The organism is Shewanella sp. YQ_9, assembly GCF_043103185.1.
GTDB classification, from domain to species: Bacteria; Pseudomonadota; Gammaproteobacteria; order Enterobacterales; family Shewanellaceae; genus Shewanella; species Shewanella algae.
This window is the reverse complement of the sequence record NZ_JBICJO010000074.1, coordinates 1-18,608: the sequence shown is the minus strand read 5'-3', so window position 1 is coordinate 18,608 and position 18,608 is coordinate 1. Positions and strand designations below refer to the sequence as shown.

The window sequence follows — 18,608 nt, the reverse complement described above, 5'->3', positions numbered from 1 at the left end:
TTTCATTATTTAATTTCCAAATCAAATAGGCAGTTTTTAGACTGGATGGAAAATTTGCCTGGAAGCCACAGAATGAAAGCAACACTCACAAGCATGCCGCTGACAGAAGCCGAGCTAATAGAACGCTTGGTGATCAAGGCCAAAGATAATCTGCTGTCCGGCGCCAGACCCTTTGCCGCCCTGTTGCTGAAAGACGGGGAGATTATTGCACAAGGTGTCAACAGGGTCGCAGCCGACTGCGACCCTTCGGCTCACGCCGAAATGCAGGCCATACGTGCGGCGGCCAAGTCATTAGAGACGACACAACTCGATGGTGCCGTGCTCTACACCAGTGGTCACCCTTGCCCCATGTGTTTGGCTGCCGCCTTGATGGCAGGCATACGTGAGATACGCTATGTATTCGATAATCACGATGCCGAATTCTGGGGATTCTCCAGTGAAGCCAGCTATGGTTTGCTGGGTTTGGAGAGCCAAAAGCTTGCACAAAGCCCGGGGTTTACCATTCGTCGTTGTCAAAGCTCCTTTGAACCTGCCTGGCTCTATGGCGCTTTGGCACATGATGCTCAGGCAAATCCAACTGGGGATAGCGAAGAGCAATGACACTTCAACAGCCGTATTTGACCAGGCTGAAAGCAGTGGCTCTGCTGCTGTTATTGTTTGGTGGTGCACTGGCGTTGAGGCCTTTTCTGACATCGCCCGGGCCTTTGCTGGCACAGCTCAGTAGCGAGCTTGGTATTGAGGTGCAGGCTCTGGGATGGCTGACCTCAATGCCAATGTTGCTGATGGGGGGTGGAGCGCTGACTGCCCCTTGGTTACCTAAAAGGCTCTCCAGCTTGCCCGGTGTGGCTCTTAGCCTCGGCTTGCTGACTTTGGCGCTGGTACTCAGAGCAAGAGTTACCATGCCACTGCTTTGGCTCTCCACCTTGCTGGCCGGGCTTGCCGTAGCTTGGATGCAACTGCAGTTACCAGGGCTTATCAAACAGCATTTCGCCGGACACTTGCCGGTATTAATGGGGGGATACTCGGCGCTGTTGATGGGCGGCGGCGCTCTGGGCGCTGGAGTCACTCCTTGGTTGATAACGCTGTTTTCAGAGGGGGCTTCGGTGTTGGCATTATGGGCGCTGCCTTGCATACCAGTGTTGTTGCTCGCACTTTGGTTGGCCAGGCGTGACTCTCAACCGGCTGTTTCCAGAGTTGCACCTCTGACTGAAGGCTCTATTGTGAGTACATCAGGGGAGGATAATCCCGCGCCCGCTAAACCAAGCTTGCCATGGCGCCGGGCAAAGGCCTGGTCTTTGTTGCTGAGTTTCGGGCTTATCAATGGAGGCTATGCCAGCCTGGTGGCTTGGTTACCGCTCAGCTATCAGAAACTGGGCATGTCTCAGCTTGCAAGTGGGCGGCTGGTGGCCCTGATGGCGCTGGCACAGATGTTTTCAGCCCTGACGTTACCGCTGCTGGCTGGTCGTTTCGCCAGCAAGCAAGCAAAAGCCGACCGCCGTCCCTGGTTGTGGTTGGCTCTTATCGCGCAATTAGTAGGCTTTATGGCCTTGGCTTTGTGGCCTCAGGGCGCCCCTGTGCTTTGGAGTCTGCTGCTTGGCGTGGGGCTTGGCGGCAGCTTTTCACTTACCTTGCTCCTGGTGCATGAAGAATACCGCGGCGCCGAGCAGACGGCCGGCCTCAGTGCCATGGTGCAGGGCGGCGGCTTCCTGCTGGCGGCGCTGCCTCCCTTGATCATACCGCCCTTGTTGCTTGACGGCGCAGCGCCTGTGATGCAGAGCAGTACCTATTTTGCTCCACTGTGGTTGTTGCATTGGTTGTTTGTCTTGGTGGTGACCGTGCTTTGTTTTGGTTTTGGTCCATCAGGTTTGCCTGCGCGCCGGGAGACAGATGAGCAGCAACGAGTCTCCAAGGTTCATGCTCAATAAGGCCGAAATCATTCCTCGGCAGGAGAGGTTGGTATTGTGACTCTCCAAAGACCTGGAACTGTTGATAACAATTTGTTTATTAGACCTAAAATAATAATTAAGGAAGCCGGAATGTCATTGAAAAAACTGTCGCTGTTATGTCTCTTGGCCACATCATTTACCCCGCCGCTGCAGGCCAAACCCCATGAGTGGCTGCTGACCAATTTCAGTTTGCTGGATGTGGAGCAGGGGCGTTTGCTATCAGGTAAACAACTGGCGATCGATGAGGGGCGGATCAGCGCCATTGAAGACAGCTCTGCCAAGTTAACGGCTGAGCGCAATGTGGATCTTCAGGGCGGCATTTTGATGCCATCTTTGTGGGACATGCATGTGCACTTCGAAGGCCGGGAACTGGTGGAGGACAATGCCCTGTTACTGCCGCTTTACTTAAGTTACGGCATTACCGCGGTGCGTGAAGCGGCCAGCGATCTGGCGCCGGAAGTGCTGTTATGGCGTAAACAGATTGAGTCCGGTAACCGTTTGGGGCCGAAAATTTTCAGCGCCGGGCAGAAGTTTGAAGGTCCGGACTCTGTCTGGAATGGCGATCTGGAAGTGGCCGATGGCGCCGAAATGCGTCAAGGCATGGACAAGCTTGAGAGTATGGCGGTCGACTTTATCAAGATCACTGAAAATACCATGCCGGCGGCTCTCTATCTGGAAACACTCAAAGAGGCCCGTGCCCGTGGACATCTGGTATCCAGCCATATTCCCTATGGGGTCAGCATTTTCGAAGCCGCCAAGAGCGGGCTGTCCAGCATAGAACATGCTTCATATGTACTTAGGCTGGGAAATGCCCAAGAGCCTCAAATTGCTGCTGCGGTTGCGGCCGGACGCATGAGCACTAAGCAGGCGAGCCAGGCGTATCGTGATGGGTTCGACCCGGAGCAGGCGCAGCTGGGTTACCGCATGTTGGCAGCCAAAGGCGTTGCCGTGACACCAACCTTGATTGGCGGCCACCAGTTGGCCTGGCTCGATACTCAAGATCACAGCCAAGATCCTTTCATGGCGTTTCTGACCCGAGCTTTTACCGAAAAATATCGTTGGCGAATTGAGCGTATGGGAGCGCAAACACCTCAGCAGTGGCAGACACGTAAGCAGCATTATCAAGCGCTGGCTGCCGAGTTGCCAAAACTGTTGCAGGCCGGGGTTACCCTGCTGGCGGGCAGCGATTCTGCTGCGCTCAACACTTATGTTTACCCCGCCGAAGGGCTGCACACTGAGCTGCAACTCTGGCAACAGGCCGGGGTGAACAATGCTGATATTCTGCGCTCGGCTACCATTAATGGCGCCCGCTTCATGGGCCAGAGCAAGGACTATGGCAGCATTGAAGTCGGCAAAAAGGCAGAACTGCTATGGCTGCAGGACAATCCGCTGCAGGACATAGGTGCCACTCAATCGATAAGAGGGCTCTTCTATCGCGGTACCTTGTTTGATAGCAAAGCGCTGGACGCTATGCGTACCGAGGCGGCCGAGTCAGTGCGCCTATTGGATAACACCAGGCGCCAGCTCTGAGCTGCCCAGCATCTCGGTTAAGCGGCTATAGGTGCGGCGAAACTCGAAGCTGAGGGCGTCGCCCTGATAAAGCTGCTCCAGTGGTACTTGGGCATGCAGCACCAGTTGTTTACCCCTGTCATAAAACTCATCTATCAGGGCGATAAAGCGCCGGGCGGCATCATCCTCCGGAGCATAACTGAGTTTTCTATCGCCTGTGCTGACGGCTTCGGCAGCATCTTCGGTGCCGCGGGCGCGGATCCAGCCGCGGCGCTCACCGCCAAGCCTGGGCACATGGCTCAGCAGCAGAGTATCCAGTGTTTCGGCCAGCTCCATATAATCCAGAGTGGATCTCGGCCCTTCGCAGAGCTGATCGAAGCGAAACCAGGCCAGTGATTGTGTGGCTTCCATGGCTTGGAAAAAAAGCGCTCTGCCCATGATGTTGAGTTGCCCTGGACCCGAGGCGTTTTTTGAAAACCACTGGCTGAAGTCAGGTTCATTGCCAAGCTGAAGCAGGGGAAGTGCCGCCTGGGCATGGGGCGCGCCTTTGGTGAGGCGATGGTCCTGCTCGCCATTGAGGTGCAGCGATTCCATCTTCTGTTGCAACAAGTCGATAGTCGGTAAAAAGCGCTCTCGCTGCAGGCCGTTTTCATAGAGGCGCTCGATTGGCGTATTGGAAGTGCTGACCAGCATAACGCCACGGTTAAACAGGCCTTCGAGTAAACGTCCGAGAATAATGGCATCGCCGATATCCGAGACGAAAAACTCATCGAAGCATAACAGGCGGCATTCTTTGGCCAGTGTGGCGGCAATCTGATCCAAAGGCTCACGGGTGCCGCTGATGCGGTTCAGATCTCTGTGAACCCTGGCCATAAAGTGATGAAAATGCAGTCTGAGCTTGGGTTGCCCCTCGACGGCATTGAAAAAGAGATCCATCAACATGGTCTTGCCGCGGCCGACATCCCCCCACAGGTAGAGCCCGGGGACTTTGTTTCCCTGACCGAGCGCCTGAAAACGCTGATCAAGCGCTGCCAGCGCAGGCAACTGGGCGGGGTCTTGCTGCCAAGGGCCTTGGGCATAGCGTTCAGAGGGTGAAATTGTGTGCTTCATTCTGGACGTCTCATCCTGTGACTGTTATTTAAGTGCCATATAAGTGCCGCGGGCGGCCAGTATAGCAAGGGCTTGAGCCTGAAGGAAAAGTGCCTGCCATGCCGCTTCATCTATTCATGGAATAGTGTTCAGTTCCTTTTACGGCTAAGATGCGCCTTTTGAGCCATAGGTTGAGGAACAAGCCATGACGGCAGAATTGGCAATCATAGATATTGAGGAAGGTCAGGGCAAAGCCGCGGTGAAAGGAGCGCTTATTACGGCTCACTACCGAGGTTGGTTGAGTGACGGTACTCAATTTGATTCTTCCTGGGACAAGGGCCGTCCCTTTCAGTGTGTCATTGGCACAGGGCGGGTGATCAAGGGCTGGGACCTGGGTTTGATGGGGATGAAGGTCGGTGGCAAACGCCGACTCAAGGTTCCGGCACATTTGGCTTATGGCGAACGCCAGGTTGGGGCGCTGATCAAGCCGAATTCGGATCTTGAATTTGAAATTGAACTGCTGGAAGTCCTGACCCGCGACGATTGAGTCCAGGGCTTTTGAGCGCTATTGGCTCAGATGGATTTTGTTTTTATATAAAGCTGATATCATAGCTTTGCCCTTCATTCATCTGAGTCATAAAAGCACTATGAGCCGTTCCCCCTTCGCATCTTTTCAATGGCATTCAGACATTTTTGCCTGCGACAGTACGGATATCGAACATTTCTATGCCCAATTGCAACAGGAAGTTGATCGTCTGCAGTTGGGGCGCAAGAAGCTGGGCGAAATAGGTGATTATCCACTGGAGCTGTATCAGTCGCCCTCAGCGACGGCGGAGCTGCCCTCTGTGTTGATCAGTGCCGGATTCCACGGTGAAGAGGCTGCCGGCCCTTGGGGGTTGCTGCATTTCCTCAGTGAACTGCAACAGGATATTTTCGAGCGAATTAATCTAAGCTTGTTGCCTTTGGTCAACCCCACTGGCTTTGCCAAGGGGCACAGATTCAATAAGTTCGGTGAAAACCCCAACCGGGGGTTTTTACAGCCCAAAGAGGGCGAAGCCAGTTCACCTTCGGTTGAAGGCAAGCTGCTGCTGGAATATGGCCAACTGCTGCAGGGCGCCAGCCGCGAAGGCATATTGACCTGTCATGAGGATGTGTTGCAGCAACAAACCTATATCTATTCTTTTGAGCCCAGACAATCACCCGGCCAATTCAGTTTGCAGCTGCGTGATACTCTGGGGCGTTTCTTTGATATTACCGCCGATGGCGATATCGATGGCTGTCCGGTGCAAGACGGGGTCATCTTCAACCACTTTGATACTTCGTTCGAGGCCTGGCTGGTTCGCACCGGTGCCAAGGTGGGTGTTTGCAGTGAAACGCCGGCGACCCAGAATCTGGATCAGCGAATTCTGGCCAACAGCGCCGTGATGCACGCCTTTGTGCAGCAGCAGTTGGCTCCCATCAAGGGGTAACAGCCAAAAGCGATACCGCTCAAAAGCAAGACCCCAGCCTAGGCTGGGGTCTTGCTTTTGAAAGGCTTTCAGGGGTTGAGGCGGGTAGGGATACCGCTTCTGTCATCCAACAGGCGTTTGAGCACGGTGGAGTCGGTATCGGCATGGGCGATAAAGCGGCTGATGGCCGGGGTCATCTTCAATACCACAGGTGCGGTGGATTCAAACTCGGCCTCGGTGCGCGACAGCGGCTGATGCACTTCCAGATAGCGACCGCCATCCGGCTCCAGGCTGGCCTTTATCGGCTGATTGACAAACTGTACCCGGGTGCCGTTGGGCACAGTATTGAACAGATGCTCGATATCCTGATTACGCAGGCGGACACACCCCTGGCTGACACGCAGGCCTATACCGAAGCTGGCATTGGTGCCGTGAATGGCATACAGGTTACCGATATAAAGCGCATACAAGCCCATGGGGTTATCCGGGCCTGCGGGCCAGACCTTGGGCAGGGTGATACCGTTGGCGGCATATTCCTTGCGGATCCTGGCCGTTGGGGTCCAGGTGGGGTTGGCGCGTTTGCGATAAACCTTGGTCACCCAGTTTTCCGGGGTATCCCGACCTATCTGGCCTATGCCTATGGGTAAGACCTGTACCGTATTGCTGTCTTTGGGATAGTAGTAGAGGCGCATTTCGGCCACGTTGATCACTATCCCTTTACGGGGGGCATCCGGCAGGATCAGCTTGTGAGGGATCAGCAATGTGCTGCGGGGCTTGGGAAGAAAAGGGTCGACCCCTGGGTTGGCCTCGGTCATGTTGGTCAGCCCCAGTTGATATTCGTCGGCAACACTCTCCAGTGTGCGCTTGTCATCGGGCACCACATAATACTGGTTGTCACCGACGATACTGCTGCCCTCTGGCGGCAGAGGATATTCAACGGCCTGCGACAGGCAGGCGGGAAGCAACAGGCCCAGTAACAGGGCGAGGCGGGGAATTCTTGTCATAGGATATTATTCTTCATTAAACGCTGTCAGTCGCCATGGTTTCAAGCATCAGAGTCGAGCAGGCATCCTTACCTTTTCCGGCGCAGATTTCAACAGATTGCGGCAAAAAAACTATTTCAGTTGCAGGCGTTTTGCCAGTCGATGCAGGTTGCCAGGGTCGACGCCCAACTCGCGGGCACTGGCGGCCCAGTTGTATTGATGCCGCTCCAGCACACTGCGCAGCAGCTGTCTTTGGAACTCCGCTGTGGCTTGCTTGAGTGTAATGGCTTCTGCAGGCACTGTTGTGTCCAACTGGCGCGGCAGCGCACTTGGAGAGGGGCTCTTTGACTGCAACTCACCCAGTTGCAACTGGCATTGGTTATGGTCACTGGCGGCGCGCGCCAACACGCTGGCGCGGTGCAACAGGTGTTCCAGTTCCCTGACGTTGCCTGGCCAGTCGTTGGCCAGCAGCCAGGCTTCCGATTCGGCGGACAGACTCAGACGCTCCAGCCCCAGCTTGCTGCGGCAACGTTCAAGAAAATGCCCGGCAAGCAGCAGTATGTCGCGGCCCCTTTCTCTCAGTGGCGGCACAAGTAGCGGGAAAACACTTAGCCTGTGGTAGAGATCGGCGCGAAAGCGGCCTTCAACCACCTCGGTTTTGAGATCCTTATTGGTGGCGGCGATAACCCGCACATCCACTGTCAAGCTTCTGTCTTCGCCAACCCGTTGCAGATCGCCGTATTGCAGCACCCTGAGTAACTTGGCCTGCAGCGGTAGGCTGAGCTCGCCTATCTCGTCGAGAAACAAAGTCCCCTTGTCGGCCAATTCAAACTTACCGGCGCGATTGCTGATGGCGCCGGTAAAGGCGCCTTTGACATGACCGAAGAGTTCACTCTCGGCGACCGACTCTGGCAGGGCGGCGCAGTTGAGGTACACCAGAGCCTTGTTGCCTCTGGGCGAGGCGGCGTGTACTGCCTTGGCAACCAGCTCCTTACCCGTGCCGGTTTCACCGAGGATCAACACGTTCAGGTCGCTGGGAGCGACCACGGCAATTTCCCGCTTCAGCGCCAACATCTGCGGGCTTTCCCCCAGAAGTTCACTGTGGCCGGTTTCCGGCAATGGTTGACTCTGGCTCTGTAGCGACAGGCTTTCCAACTTATCCAGCAGCAGGGCATTGCCGAGGGAGGCGGCGGCGATGGCGCTCAGGCTTCGCAACTCTTCATCGCTGAAATCGTCGAACTGGCAAGGGTCCAGACCATCTATGGTCAAGGCGCCTATTAGCTGTTCCTTGTCCAGCAGCGGCAGGCCGATACAGGCATGCACCTTGAGCTTATCTGTGTGGGCGGCTATCAGGCCATCGTAGGGATCCGGCAATTGGCTGTCTGCCGGAAAGCGCACCAGATCGCCGGCGCGGGCGATGGCCTCCAGTCTCGGGTGCTCTGTGATGTTGAAGCTGCGACCGAGCACATCGGCCCTGAGGCCGTCGATTGCCAGTGGGATAAAGCTATTGCCCTGAAATCGCAGCAGAGCGGCTGCATCACAATGGAGATTGTCCCGTACCGTCGCCAGCAGACGGCTGAATCTGTCGCTGTTTGGCAAACCTGAGGTGATATCCAGCGCGATACGGGTGAGATCGGAATGGCTGAGTGGCATAAGCTGACCTGAATAAAATCCCTGGGGTGAGTCTACCCCAGGGACAGTGGAATGTCATTTTGACATTATTTTTCAGTGTGAGTGGCTAGTGACTGGTAGCAATGGCCAAGCGTTTGGCCTTGACTGCCTGTCGCAACAATCCCAAGAGGAAGGCGCCCAGCAATAAACCGCCGACGGAGAAGATGATGTCACCGAACATCCGCATCCATACCAGGCGTTCTACCAGCGGGCTGTGGATCACCTCTGCCGAGCGGGCAAACCAGTAGCCATGATCCAGTACGGCAAAGAACTGCACTATGCCCACCGGCAGCAATGACAGGAACAGCATGGCGGCCAACCCCAGATTCAGGCTCCAGAATGCCCCCTTGAGCCACTTGTCTTCCCAGCGCAGTTTACCGGCAAGTCCTGACAGGCAGAACAACATCAGGCCTATCCCCAACATGCCGTAGACTCCCATAAAGGCGCCGTGGGCGTGGGTGGCAGTGGTATTCAGCCCTTGAATGTAATAGAGGGCAATCGGTGGATTGATCAGGAAGCCCAGTACACCGGCGCCCACCAGATTCCAGAAAGCGGTGGCAACAAAGAACATGATGGCCCAGTGATAGCGTTGCATCCAGGGAGCGGCCCGGCGCAGGCGATAGCTTTCCACCGCTTCAAAACCGATAAGGGCCAGAGGCACCACTTCCAGCGCCGAGAAGATAGCGCCCCAGGCGATGACCGAAGTGGGTGTGCCGGTGAAATAGAGGTGATGCAGTGTGCCTATCAGGCCTCCGGTCAGGAAGATCAGGGTAGAGAAGAGTACCGCACCATTGGCACTGCGGGCACGGATAAGGCCAAGACGCACAAACATCAGGGCGATAACCGAGGTAGCAAAGGTTTCAAAGAAGCCTTCAACCCACAGATGTACTACCCACCAACGCCAGTATTCGGCGATGGCAAGGTTAGTGTGTTTACCCATAAACAGCCCGGCACCATAGAAGAGGCCGATAGCAACACAGGAGGCGTAGAGTACCCAGAGCACAGGCTTTAGCTCAGATTCCTGTTTCAGGGCGGGCAACATGGCGCGGCTCACCAGTGCCAGCCAGATCATCAATCCGGCCAACAGCAGCAGTTGCCACACCCGGCCGAGATCTATGTATTCATAACCCTGGTGACCGAAGAGGAAGTTGTTGTCCAGTGAGAAGTATTGTTGTACCCCCAGCCATTCACCGGCCATGGAGCCCAGCACCACTATCAGCAGAGCGACCCACAATAGGTTGACACCGAAGCGTTGATATTTGGGCTCGTGGCCGGAAAGCGCCGGTGCGATATAGAGCCCGGTACCGAGCCAGGCCGTTGCTATCCAGAATACTGCCAGTTGAGTATGCCAGGTGCGGGTCACTGAATAGGGCAGGATCTCACTCAAGGGAAAACCGTAAAATTCCTGGCCTTCAACCGCATAGTGCGCCGTGACGCCACCGAGCAGTATCTGCAGCAGAAATAGGCCGATAGCGGTAATGAAGTATTTACCCGTGGCCTTTTGTGACGGGGTGGGTTTGTGTCTGAACAGGGGATCTTCAGTGGCGGGAGCCGGCAGGGCTTCATGTTTGCCGGCGGCATGATACCAAACCAGGGCACCGATACCGGCCAGCAGAGTCACTATGCTCAGAATCGACCAGACGATATTGTCTGATGTCGGTGTGTTACCCAGTTGTGGATCGTAGGGCCAATTATTGGTGTAGCTGTAATTGGCATCCGGGCGCTCGGTCACTGCGGCCCAAGCGCCCCAAAACAGGAAGGCATTGAGCTGTTGACGGCGCTCGGCAGATCCTATGGTATTGGTTTTCATCGCATAGGCTTCCCGAAGCTCATTCAGCGCGGGATCGTCACCAAACAAAGATTGATAGTGCTGACTCACTTGCGCCATGGCGGCGATACGGGTATCGGAAAGCACCACCCGGGTGTGACCTCTCTCGTCTGTAGTGACTGTGTTATGGCGCAAATCGTCCCTTAAAGCTTGCTCCAATGCGGCCTGAGTACTCTTGTCCAGGCTATTGAAAGGCTTGTTGTATGTCTCCTTGGCTCGAATATCCAGCCAGGCTTCGGCCTCACGGTGTAGCCAGTCTGCGGTCCAATCCGGAGCCACATAGGCGCCATGGCCCCAGACTGAGCCAAGTTGATGTCCGCCCATGGAGCGCCAAACCAGCTGCCCTTGTTCTATGTCCTTGCCGCTGAAAACCACTTGGCCCTGGCTGTCGCTATAGACATCGGCAATCGGTGGTTTTTCCCGATAGATTTCACTGCCGATACTGAGAAGTACAGTGAAAGAAGCGACCAACACAAGTAACAGTGCGATCAGGGTGAATTTTTGTCTGCTCATTGGCATCCCTCTGACAAAGTCTATTTGATAGGTTTTCCTACATAGAGCAGCCAACGTGCCAACTTTTATTCTTGTTTTTAATCAGTGCATTACTTTTTTGTGTGTTTTTGATGATGTCATTTTGATTGTATTAAAAGTGTCTTTTTAACATTAATAACTGTCATTATGACACTAGCTGTTTGCCAGAAAGCTATAGCTGATATCTTGACGAGAATTCTTGGATTTCAAATTCTTTAGTTATTTGAAAAAATAAAGTTTTTTTCATTAATTTGAGTTTATGTTTCTTTGGGTTCAGATTTGATGTTTTATAGGTAAATTTTCCATTTTTTAAGGGTTTACCTGGCTTCTTTTACTGGTCTTTTTCGCTGGCAGTAAAAATAAGTCAACTGTTTCTACTGAAAAATAACCCGAATTAATGATATAATCCCGTCTGTAACCCACGTGTTTTCCGGAGTCTCGTTAGAGTCAGGTTTCTCTTTTATTAGCTTCCCCGCATTTTCAACTGGAGGGTCATTTGAACGCAGATATCATCAACAGCTTTTTCCTTGTCGGGGCCTTGCTTATTGCAGTCAGCGTGCTGCTTAGCCCATTGTCTTCGCGACTCGGTATTCCTATTTTGGTGGTATTTCTGGCGGTGGGTATCTTTGCCGGTGAAGATGGCCCAGGCGGCATAGTATTCAATGACTATTCAGTTGCTTATTTGGTCAGTAACCTGGCTCTGGCGGTTATTCTGCTCGATGGTGGCATGCGTACCCGGGTTGCCAGTTTCAGGGTGGCATTGTGGCCGGCCTTGTCATTGGCCACTTTTGGGGTGGCGTTAACCACCACGCTGACAGGTTTGTTGGCTGCCTGGTTATTCGATCTCAATTTACTCCAGGGCATGTTGGTGGGAGCCATTGTCGGTTCGACCGATGCCGCGGCGGTATTTAGCCTGCTTAAAGGCAAAAACGTGAATGAGCGTGTCGGTTCGACACTGGAAATCGAATCCGGTTGTAACGACCCCATGGCTGTGTTTTTGACCGTGACTCTGATTGCCATTCTCGGCAGCAGTGGCGATGAACTCTCGGGCAGCTATTTGGCACTGAGCTTTATCAAACAGTTTGGCCTGGGCGGGATCCTCGGTGTCGGCGGCGGTTGGCTGTTGTGGCAGGTTATCAATCGCAATCAATTGCCGGAAGGCCTCTACTCCATTTTGGTGCTGAGTGGCGGACTGATGATCTTCGCTATCTCCAATGCCCTGGGAGGCAGTGGTATTCTGTCTATTTATCTGGTGGGTCTATTTCTCGGTAACAAGGCGACCCGTGGCAAACACTCGATTCTCAACGTGCTCGATGGTATGACCTGGCTCAGTCAGATAGGCATGTTCCTGGTACTGGGACTCTTGCTGACGCCATCGGATCTGAAAGATATCGCCTTACCGGGTTTGGCACTGGCGTTCGGGATGATCTTTCTGGCGCGGCCGATTGCGGTTTGGCTCAGTTTGCTACCGTTTCGCAGCTTCCATGACAGAGACAGATGGTTTATCTCCTGGGTCGGGCTGCGCGGCGCAGTGCCCATTATTCTGGCGGTATTTCCCATGATGGCGGGGCTGCCACAAGCGCAGCTTTACTTCAACCTGGCCTTCTTCGTGGTGATGGTTTCCTTGCTGCTGCAGGGCAGTACCTTGTCCAAGGCGGCGCAGCTGGCCAAGGTGGAGTTGCCACCCAAACCGGCACCTATTTCCCGCGCCGGGGTGGAAATTTATCCCACCAGTGAATGGGAGATATTTGTCTATCGTCTCAGTGAAAATAAATGGTGTATCGGTGAGCCTCTGAGGCGTCTTGCCATGCCGGCGGGAACCCGGATTGCTGCCGTATTTCGCAATAACGAACTGTTGCACCCTTCGGGGAGTACCAGGCTGATGGCCGATGACATTCTTTGTGTGCTGGGGCAAGAGGACGATTTGGAGCCTCTGAGTCAGCTGTTCAGTGAGGCGCCAGAAAAACGCGAGGCGCCCCGCTTCTTTGGTGACTTCTTTATTTCAGTGGATGTGATGCTGGCCGATATGGCACCGATTTACGGCATGCAGCTGGAACCCGAATATGAGCAGATGCGGGTTGCCGACTTACTGCTACAGCAACTCGGCAGTCACCCTGTAGTGGGGGATCAATTCCTCTGGCAAGGGCTGGACTGGATAGTCGCCGAGGTGCAGGAAGGGACAGTCAGCCGGGTTGGTTTGAGATTGCCCTCTGAAGACTGAAAAAAGCGAAGAACGAAGAAATGCCGACCTTGAGTCGGCATTTTTACGGCTACTTTCTCAATAGAGCGAGGGATCACTCTCATTGGGGCGGGTCTTGAACCTGCGGTGCAGCCACATGTACTGCGCCGGATTACGGCTGATCAACTGCTCGACAATGCCGTTACCGCGTTTGGCGTCTTCCACCTCATTTTCGCCGGGGAAGTTATCCAGCGGCGCCTGGATCTCTATGTTGTAACCCGTATCGTCGGTGTTGCGCTCAACAAAGAAGGGCAGCACTTTGGCTTTACCCAGCTTGGCCAAAGTGGTGCCGCCGGTGATGGTGGCAGCATCGGGAACGGCGAAGAAGGGGATAAAGATGGCGCTGGAGCGGCCAAAGTCCTGATCTGCTGTGTACCAAATGACATCAGGGTTACGCAGGCAACGCACCATCTGCCTTAGATCCCGCTTGGGAACCAGCGCCTTGTTTGAACGCAAACGGCCCTTCACCTGCAGATATTCCATTACAGGGTTGTTGTGGGGGCGGTACACACCAACCCCGGGCTGAAATTGGCCAAATATTCTTGCACCCATTTCCAGCGGCAAGCAGTGAACCGCAAACAGAATAACTCCCTGACCGGCAGCCAGTGTCTGCTCCACATGCTCCTGGCCCTTTATCTGCATGTGCTTCTGCACTTTGTCGTTGCTCCACCACCAGGCATTGATGGTATCGAAAATCGCTTTGCCGGTTTCCTGGAAATTACGTCTGAGCAGCGTCTCTCGCTCGGCCTCACTCATTTGTGGAAAACACAACTCCAGGTTGCGTTTGGCGGTGTTAACCCGGCTTCCGGCCAGCTTCATTGCCAGCAGACCTATGCCACTGCCAAGCTTCATCTGCCACTTGAGAGGCAGTAGGAGGGTCAGCCTGGCCAGACCGACAGCCAGCCACAGCAACCAGAATTTAGGGTGATACAAGTGAGCGGAAAATTGTGCTTTCTCTACCAAAACGATAAACCCGTTTACAGGAAAAATTACCGCATATTCTAACCCAATTCAGTGTGAAAATTAGGTACAATCGGGGTTTATTTTGCCTAATAAGACAAGTCCGTTATGAAGGTAACTCTGCCCCCATTTGAAAAAGCCAAGGTTCTGGTGGTTGGTGATGTGATGCTCGACCGTTACTGGGTTGGCCCAACCGGCCGTATTTCACCCGAGGCGCCTGTACCTGTGGTGCGTATCAATCAGATAGAGGATAGGCCCGGCGGAGCAGCCAACGTGGCGCTGAATATCGCGGCGCTGGGCGGCTCGGTGCAACTGGCCGGTATTGTCGGAGCCGATGAAGCCGCATCGGCCCTGAATACAGGTGTCAGTACTCTAGGTGTGGAGCCTAAGTGGCTGACGGTTGAAGATAAACCCACAATCACCAAACTGCGGGTACTGAGTCGTAACCAACAGCTTATTCGCTTGGATTTCGAAGAGACCTTTGCCCAGGAGCAGAGCCAGGCGCTATTGGCGCAGAGCGAAGCTCTACTGGACGATTGCAAGGTGCTGGTGCTGTCTGACTATGCCAAGGGTGCCATCTTTGAGCCTCAGGCCTTTATCGCCAAGGCTAGAGCCAAGGGGATCAGTGTCTTGGTGGACCCCAAGGGCAGCGATTTCGGCCGTTATGCCGGTGCCAGTTTAATTACTCCCAACATGAGTGAGTTTGAGGCTGTGGTGGGTACTGTCAGCTCTGAGGCCGATCTGGTGGCCAAGGCCCAGGCTTTGATTAGCAAGCATCAACTGGGAGCGATTCTGGTTACCCGCTCTGAAAAGGGTATGACACTGATCACCAGCGAAGGGGATGAGCTGCATATTCCTACTGTGGCACGGGAAGTCTATGATGTGACCGGCGCCGGAGATACTGTGATCTCGGTGCTCGCCACAGCTTTGGCGGCCGGCAGCGACCTGCCACAAGCCTGTGCCATTGCCAATACCGCCGCCGGTGTGGTGGTTGGTAAACTGGGCACTTCCACCGTCAGCCGCATTGAACTCATCGAGGCCCTGGCTCAACATCAGGGAGAGTCAGGCTTTGGTGTGGTCAGCGAAGATCAACTGCTGTACGCCATGCAGCAAGCCAAGCTCAGAGGTGAGCGGGTGGTGATGACCAATGGTTGCTTTGACATACTCCATGCCGGACACGTCAGTTACCTCAAAGAAGCCCGTGCCTTGGGCGATAGATTGATTGTGGCGGTCAATGATGACGCTTCGGTTAAACGGCTCAAGGGCGAGGGGCGTCCGGTCAATAGTCTTGAGCGGCGAATGGCAGTACTGGCGGGGCTGGCCGCTGTCGATTGGGTGGTGCCTTTCAGTGAAGATACACCGCAGCGAGTGATCTCTAGATTGCTGCCGGATCTCCTGGTCAAGGGGGGCGACTACCGGGTGGAGGAGATAGCCGGAGGTGAAGAGGTGATCGCCGCCGGTGGCAGTGTCAAGGTGCTGGGATTCGAAGATGGTATCTCCACCACCGCCATTATTCAGAATATTATGGCCAAGCCCTGATGTTGATGGCGGCGCTGCTATCGGGAAGCTTGTTTTGGGCTGATGTAGGTCCAAAACAAGCCTTGATATGCCCGCCATCGGAACTGCCACTGTGTCTGCAACAACTCCCCGATAGAGTCAAACAACAACTGCCCCTGTCTCAAGAGGCTTTTTTCGATGCACTGGGAATGAGAGGCGCCATGTCTCTGCCCGTCGAAGATGAAAGAGTTGCCGGTATGGTTCTCTGGGCACCGCACTATCTCCCTCAAAGTCAAAGTGCTATCTGGAACGGCCAAAACCATGAACTCTTGCTGCAGCATCAGCCGCAACTAACCCTGTGGCATGAATTAGGGCATCTGGAAGTAAAGCGCTTGCAAGGAAACATTCTGCCTACTGAGTTGTCTGAATTGGACCACGAGTGGTTGGCTGATACTTATCTCGCTTGGCGTTGTGCTAAAGAATGGAACAGTCTGGAACTTGTGTGGCAACAATACCACCGTCGTAACCTGGCAGTATTTTCCGATATCGGCAATTTGTCACATTGGAGCCCACTTTATCTGATACAAGTGTTAAATAAGTATGATCTGAAGCAAATCGCGGAATTTGCTGATTTTGCTACATTTGTGCTCAGTTTTTATCCAGAGATCCGCCATTATTCTCCAGGTGAAGTGGCAGAGTTTTCCAGCTTGCTGCAGCATCTCTTTAACCGGGCTGGTCGGCAAACCCTTCCTGGCTATATGTTTTGGCGTCGTGAGCAACTGGGCAAAGTGCTGCAACCCACTCTGAAACAGTTGGTGGGAACTGAAATGGCCAATCGTTGGTTGGTTAAAGAAAAAATGTTGCAATAATGTGACGAATAAGGCTTTTTTTCAGCTGTCCTAGCTGAACCCTTGCTGAACAAAAGTGAAAAACGCTGTTAACACCCCTCTTTTTGGCAGTATTCTCTCTATGCCTTTGATAAGCTCGTTGGCAATAAAAACAACGGGGATAAGAGGCAGACAAGAATGGCCAAGCGTTCAAAGGCTCAGACTGAGCTGACTATCAATCAGATTATGGACGAAGCTCTCAAACAAATCTTAACTATTGGTTTTGAGGCTATGTCTTACACCACTCTTTCAGAAGCAACGGGGATTAGCCGCACGGGGATCAGTCACCATTTTCCGCGCAAAATCGATTTTCTTGCCAGGTTGGATGTGCGCATTGGTCGGCTGTTTTTGGCCGCTCTGGATTTTTCCAGTGTTGAAGCACTCGAAAAATCCTGGATGCAGGCGCTGCAACAAGCAGAGCACAGGGCAGTATTGAGACTCTTCTTTAGTCTCTGTGGACACAACAATCCTGAGATAACCCTGTTTCGCGCCGTGGCCATGGCCAGGGAAAATGCCCAGATAGAGCTGGGTGAAAAGGGCGAGCAGATGATCAACGATCTCCTGGGGCGCAGCGCCGTTATGTTGCTTTCCGATCCCGGAATCGCCTGCGCCGCTTAAAATTCTGTTTAAGCGACTCTCATTCAAGCGATTTGTAGAGATAATTGAGACAGCAAGCTAAGGCTTGCTGTTTTTTTATCCATTCATTTTCTTATCGAATTACGCGTTATTGGCTCACAAAAGCCAGTCGACTTCAGCTTATTCCTTGGGACATTCCTTCAGGCCACTCTTTCGGGCAACTCTCTTCGGGCAAAAACTTGCCCGGCGAGCAAAAAATTGCCCGGGTTCGGGCAAGAAATTGCCCGGAGAGTGGGGGTTGGTTTGGATGTTGTTTTAAAACAGTTGGTTACGATTTGGCATGCTTCTGGCATTGGGTGATGAGGTTTTATCACTCATTCAACAGTAAAAGGAATTAACCATGCCAACACCATGTTATATCTCCATCGAAGGTCAAACCCAGGGCAATATCACTGCAGGCGCGTTTACAGCCGAGTCAGTGGGCGACATCTTTGTGGAAGGTCATGAAGACGAGATGCTGGTTCAGGAATTCAACCATGTGGTGACAGTGCCGACCGACCCACAGTCAGGTATGCCTTCGGGTCAGCGGGTGCACAAGCCGTTCAAGTTCACCGTGGCGCTGAACAAGGCGGTGCCTTTGATGTACAACTCGCTGTCATCCGGTGAGAAGCTGAACAAGGTTGAGCTGAAGTGGTACCGCACCTCTATCGAGGGCAAGCAGGAGCACTTCTTCACTACCAAGCTTGAAGGTGCGACGATAGTGGACATCAACTGTCACATGCCACACTGCCAGGACCCGAACAAGGCGGATTTCACCCAATTGGTTGAGGTGTCAATGGCCTATCGCAAGATAGACTGGGACCACGTGAGTGCCGGTACTTCAGGTGCGGATGACTGGCGCAAGCCCATCGAAGCCTGATAGTGTGTGTCAGCCACCGCCTTGCGGTGGCTGTTTGCCATTGGGGTGTTTTCTGGTGGGGACGTCAACTGACAGTGTAACCGGTTGATGGAGAGCCAGAGAGCAGGCCAATGGCTTTTGGTGCAATTCGGCTAAACGGACATTCAACAGACATTCGAGTCAATCGCATTTAAACCAAGAGCAAAACGGCACTCAGCGAGCGGAGCTCAACGCCTTCCCCTAAAACAAGGGAAGCCGGGGCTCAGACAGCAAGAGCTCAGACAGCAAGAGTACCGCGAAAGGACAGGGATAATAAGGACAGCGAAGATGAGTCATCAAGGGAGCGGCATGCGTTTTGGATTCAAGGCGGGCAGTTTGGCAGAGGATAGCCTGTCGGTGCTGTCGTTCAAGCTGGAAGAATCGCTGTCGAGTCCTTATGTGGTAGAGCTTGAGTTGCTGAGTCGCCGGGACGATATCAAGGCGAGCGATTTGGTGGACCAGAGCGGGGTACTGAGTTGGTGGCAGGACGGCGAATGCCAGCGAGAA

15 protein-coding genes and 1 pseudogene are annotated in these 18,608 nt (G+C 53.8%); 11 read left to right on the top strand and 5 right to left on the bottom strand.

The genetic code is table 11. From position 1 onward, the window contains the following. The first annotated feature begins 72 nt into the window (after window positions 1–72). The 3 genes from ACF8D4_RS19760 to ACF8D4_RS19750 all read left to right on the top strand — a co-directional run bounded on the left by ACF8D4_RS19760 (window position 73) and on the right by ACF8D4_RS19750 (window position 3,476). Entirely contained in the window at window positions 73–600 is a 528-nt protein-coding gene (locus tag ACF8D4_RS19760; protein WP_181317246.1) for a nucleoside deaminase, read from the top strand. After that, entirely contained in the window at window positions 597–1,925 is a 1,329-nt protein-coding gene (locus tag ACF8D4_RS19755) for an MFS transporter (protein WP_392466855.1), read from the top strand. The genes ACF8D4_RS19760 and ACF8D4_RS19755 overlap by 4 nt, the downstream gene beginning before the upstream one ends. A 111-nt stretch (window positions 1,926–2,036) precedes the next feature. Beyond that, window positions 2,037–3,476 (top strand): amidohydrolase family protein, encoded by a 1,440-nt coding sequence (locus tag ACF8D4_RS19750; RefSeq protein ID WP_392466853.1) that lies wholly within the window; start codon window positions 2,037–2,039, stop codon window positions 3,474–3,476. Here the strand turns inward: ACF8D4_RS19750 and zapE are convergent. Next, window positions 3,447–4,565, bottom strand: coding sequence for a cell division protein ZapE (gene zapE / locus ACF8D4_RS19745; protein ID WP_392466851.1), 1,119 nt, complete (start codon window positions 4,563–4,565; stop codon window positions 3,447–3,449). The two genes, ACF8D4_RS19750 and zapE, sit on opposite strands and share 30 nt — an antisense overlap. Before the next feature lie 184 nt (window positions 4,566–4,749). Between zapE and ACF8D4_RS19740 the strand changes: the two genes are divergently transcribed. Together ACF8D4_RS19740 and ACF8D4_RS19735 are read left to right on the top strand one after the other, a co-directional pair. Beyond that, window positions 4,750–5,091 carry an FKBP-type peptidyl-prolyl cis-trans isomerase gene (locus ACF8D4_RS19740; protein ID WP_025890081.1) on the top strand — a complete coding sequence of 114 codons (342 nt, stop codon included), beginning with the start codon at window positions 4,750–4,752 and terminating at the stop codon, window positions 5,089–5,091. Window positions 5,092–5,191: 100 nt separating this feature from the next. Further along, the gene (locus ACF8D4_RS19735; protein WP_392466848.1) at window positions 5,192–6,013 is read left to right on the top strand and encodes a M14 family metallocarboxypeptidase; all 822 of its coding nucleotides are present in this window, start codon (window positions 5,192–5,194) and stop codon (window positions 6,011–6,013) included. 68 nt (window positions 6,014–6,081) lie between these two features. On the opposite strand, the gene ACF8D4_RS19730 is transcribed toward ACF8D4_RS19735, so the two are convergent. The 3 genes from ACF8D4_RS19730 to ACF8D4_RS19720 all read right to left on the bottom strand — a co-directional run bounded on the left by ACF8D4_RS19730 (window position 6,082) and on the right by ACF8D4_RS19720 (window position 10,987). Next, complete coding sequence (locus ACF8D4_RS19730; protein ID WP_025890079.1) at window positions 6,082–6,996, bottom strand: L,D-transpeptidase family protein; 915 nt, start codon at window positions 6,994–6,996, stop codon at window positions 6,082–6,084. A 111-nt stretch (window positions 6,997–7,107) separates the two neighbouring features. Then, window positions 7,108–8,628: a nitric oxide reductase transcriptional regulator NorR gene (norR, locus tag ACF8D4_RS19725; RefSeq protein WP_045283115.1), complete on the bottom strand. Its 1,521-nt coding sequence runs from the start codon at window positions 8,626–8,628 to the stop codon at window positions 7,108–7,110. Window positions 8,629–8,713: 85 nt separating this feature from the next. Continuing rightward, window positions 8,714–10,987, bottom strand: coding sequence for a nitric-oxide reductase large subunit (locus tag ACF8D4_RS19720; RefSeq protein WP_234505871.1), 2,274 nt, complete (start codon window positions 10,985–10,987; stop codon window positions 8,714–8,716). 514 nt (window positions 10,988–11,501) lie between these two features. Between ACF8D4_RS19720 and ACF8D4_RS19715 the strand changes: the two genes are divergently transcribed. Then, window positions 11,502–13,226 carry a potassium/proton antiporter gene (locus tag ACF8D4_RS19715; protein ID WP_025010370.1) on the top strand — a complete coding sequence of 575 codons (1,725 nt, stop codon included), beginning with the start codon at window positions 11,502–11,504 and terminating at the stop codon, window positions 13,224–13,226. 57 nt (window positions 13,227–13,283) lie between these two features. Here ACF8D4_RS19715 and ACF8D4_RS19710 read toward each other — a convergent pair whose 3' ends face one another. After that, entirely contained in the window at window positions 13,284–14,207 is a 924-nt protein-coding gene (locus ACF8D4_RS19710) for an LpxL/LpxP family Kdo(2)-lipid IV(A) lauroyl/palmitoleoyl acyltransferase (RefSeq protein ID WP_045283114.1), read from the bottom strand. A 105-nt stretch (window positions 14,208–14,312) separates the two neighbouring features. Between ACF8D4_RS19710 and hldE the strand changes: the two genes are divergently transcribed. From hldE to ACF8D4_RS19685, 5 genes and pseudogenes are all read left to right on the top strand, one after another. Continuing rightward, a complete protein-coding gene (gene hldE, locus ACF8D4_RS19705) occupies window positions 14,313–15,743 on the top strand; it encodes a bifunctional D-glycero-beta-D-manno-heptose-7-phosphate kinase/D-glycero-beta-D-manno-heptose 1-phosphate adenylyltransferase HldE (RefSeq protein ID WP_392466842.1) in 1,431 nt (476 codons plus the stop codon). Then, window positions 15,743–16,570: a hypothetical protein gene (locus ACF8D4_RS19700; protein ID WP_052678626.1), complete on the top strand. Its 828-nt coding sequence runs from the start codon at window positions 15,743–15,745 to the stop codon at window positions 16,568–16,570. Before hldE ends, ACF8D4_RS19700 begins: the two co-directional genes overlap by 1 nt. A gap of 156 nt (window positions 16,571–16,726) precedes the next feature. Next, window positions 16,727–17,206 (top strand): TetR family transcriptional regulator, encoded by a 480-nt coding sequence (locus tag ACF8D4_RS19695; protein ID WP_025010373.1) that lies wholly within the window; start codon window positions 16,727–16,729, stop codon window positions 17,204–17,206. 358 nt (window positions 17,207–17,564) lie between these two features. After that, window positions 17,565–18,083 carry an Hcp family type VI secretion system effector gene (locus ACF8D4_RS19690; RefSeq protein ID WP_025890191.1) on the top strand — a complete coding sequence of 173 codons (519 nt, stop codon included), beginning with the start codon at window positions 17,565–17,567 and terminating at the stop codon, window positions 18,081–18,083. 306 nt (window positions 18,084–18,389) lie between these two features. Continuing rightward, window positions 18,390–18,608, top strand: a pseudogene (locus ACF8D4_RS19685) (type VI secretion system tip protein VgrG); the annotation flags it as partial.

Bases quoted from the DNA above. Each gene is read 5' to 3' on its own strand.
- ACF8D4_RS19750 (WP_392466853.1), top strand. From the start codon at position 2,037: ATGTCATTGAAAAAACTGTCGCTGTTATGTCTCTTGGCCACATCATTT.
- ACF8D4_RS19690 (WP_025890191.1), top strand. From the start codon at position 17,565: ATGCCAACACCATGTTATATCTCCATCGAAGGTCAAACCCAGGGCAAT.
- norR (WP_045283115.1), bottom strand. From the start codon at position 8,628: ATGCCACTCAGCCATTCCGATCTCACCCGTATCGCGCTGGATATCACC.
- ACF8D4_RS19760 (WP_181317246.1), top strand. From the start codon at position 73: ATGAAAGCAACACTCACAAGCATGCCGCTGACAGAAGCCGAGCTAATA.
- ACF8D4_RS19735 (WP_392466848.1), top strand. From the start codon at position 5,192: ATGAGCCGTTCCCCCTTCGCATCTTTTCAATGGCATTCAGACATTTTT.
- zapE (WP_392466851.1), bottom strand. From the start codon at position 4,565: ATGAAGCACACAATTTCACCCTCTGAACGCTATGCCCAAGGCCCTTGG.
- ACF8D4_RS19720 (WP_234505871.1), bottom strand. From the start codon at position 10,987: ATGAGCAGACAAAAATTCACCCTGATCGCACTGTTACTTGTGTTGGTC.
- ACF8D4_RS19700 (WP_052678626.1), top strand. From the start codon at position 15,743: ATGTTGATGGCGGCGCTGCTATCGGGAAGCTTGTTTTGGGCTGATGTA.
- ACF8D4_RS19695 (WP_025010373.1), top strand. From the start codon at position 16,727: ATGGCCAAGCGTTCAAAGGCTCAGACTGAGCTGACTATCAATCAGATT.
- ACF8D4_RS19740 (WP_025890081.1), top strand. From the start codon at position 4,750: ATGACGGCAGAATTGGCAATCATAGATATTGAGGAAGGTCAGGGCAAA.
- ACF8D4_RS19755 (WP_392466855.1), top strand. From the start codon at position 597: ATGACACTTCAACAGCCGTATTTGACCAGGCTGAAAGCAGTGGCTCTG.
- ACF8D4_RS19730 (WP_025890079.1), bottom strand. From the start codon at position 6,996: ATGACAAGAATTCCCCGCCTCGCCCTGTTACTGGGCCTGTTGCTTCCC.
- hldE (WP_392466842.1), top strand. From the start codon at position 14,313: ATGAAGGTAACTCTGCCCCCATTTGAAAAAGCCAAGGTTCTGGTGGTT.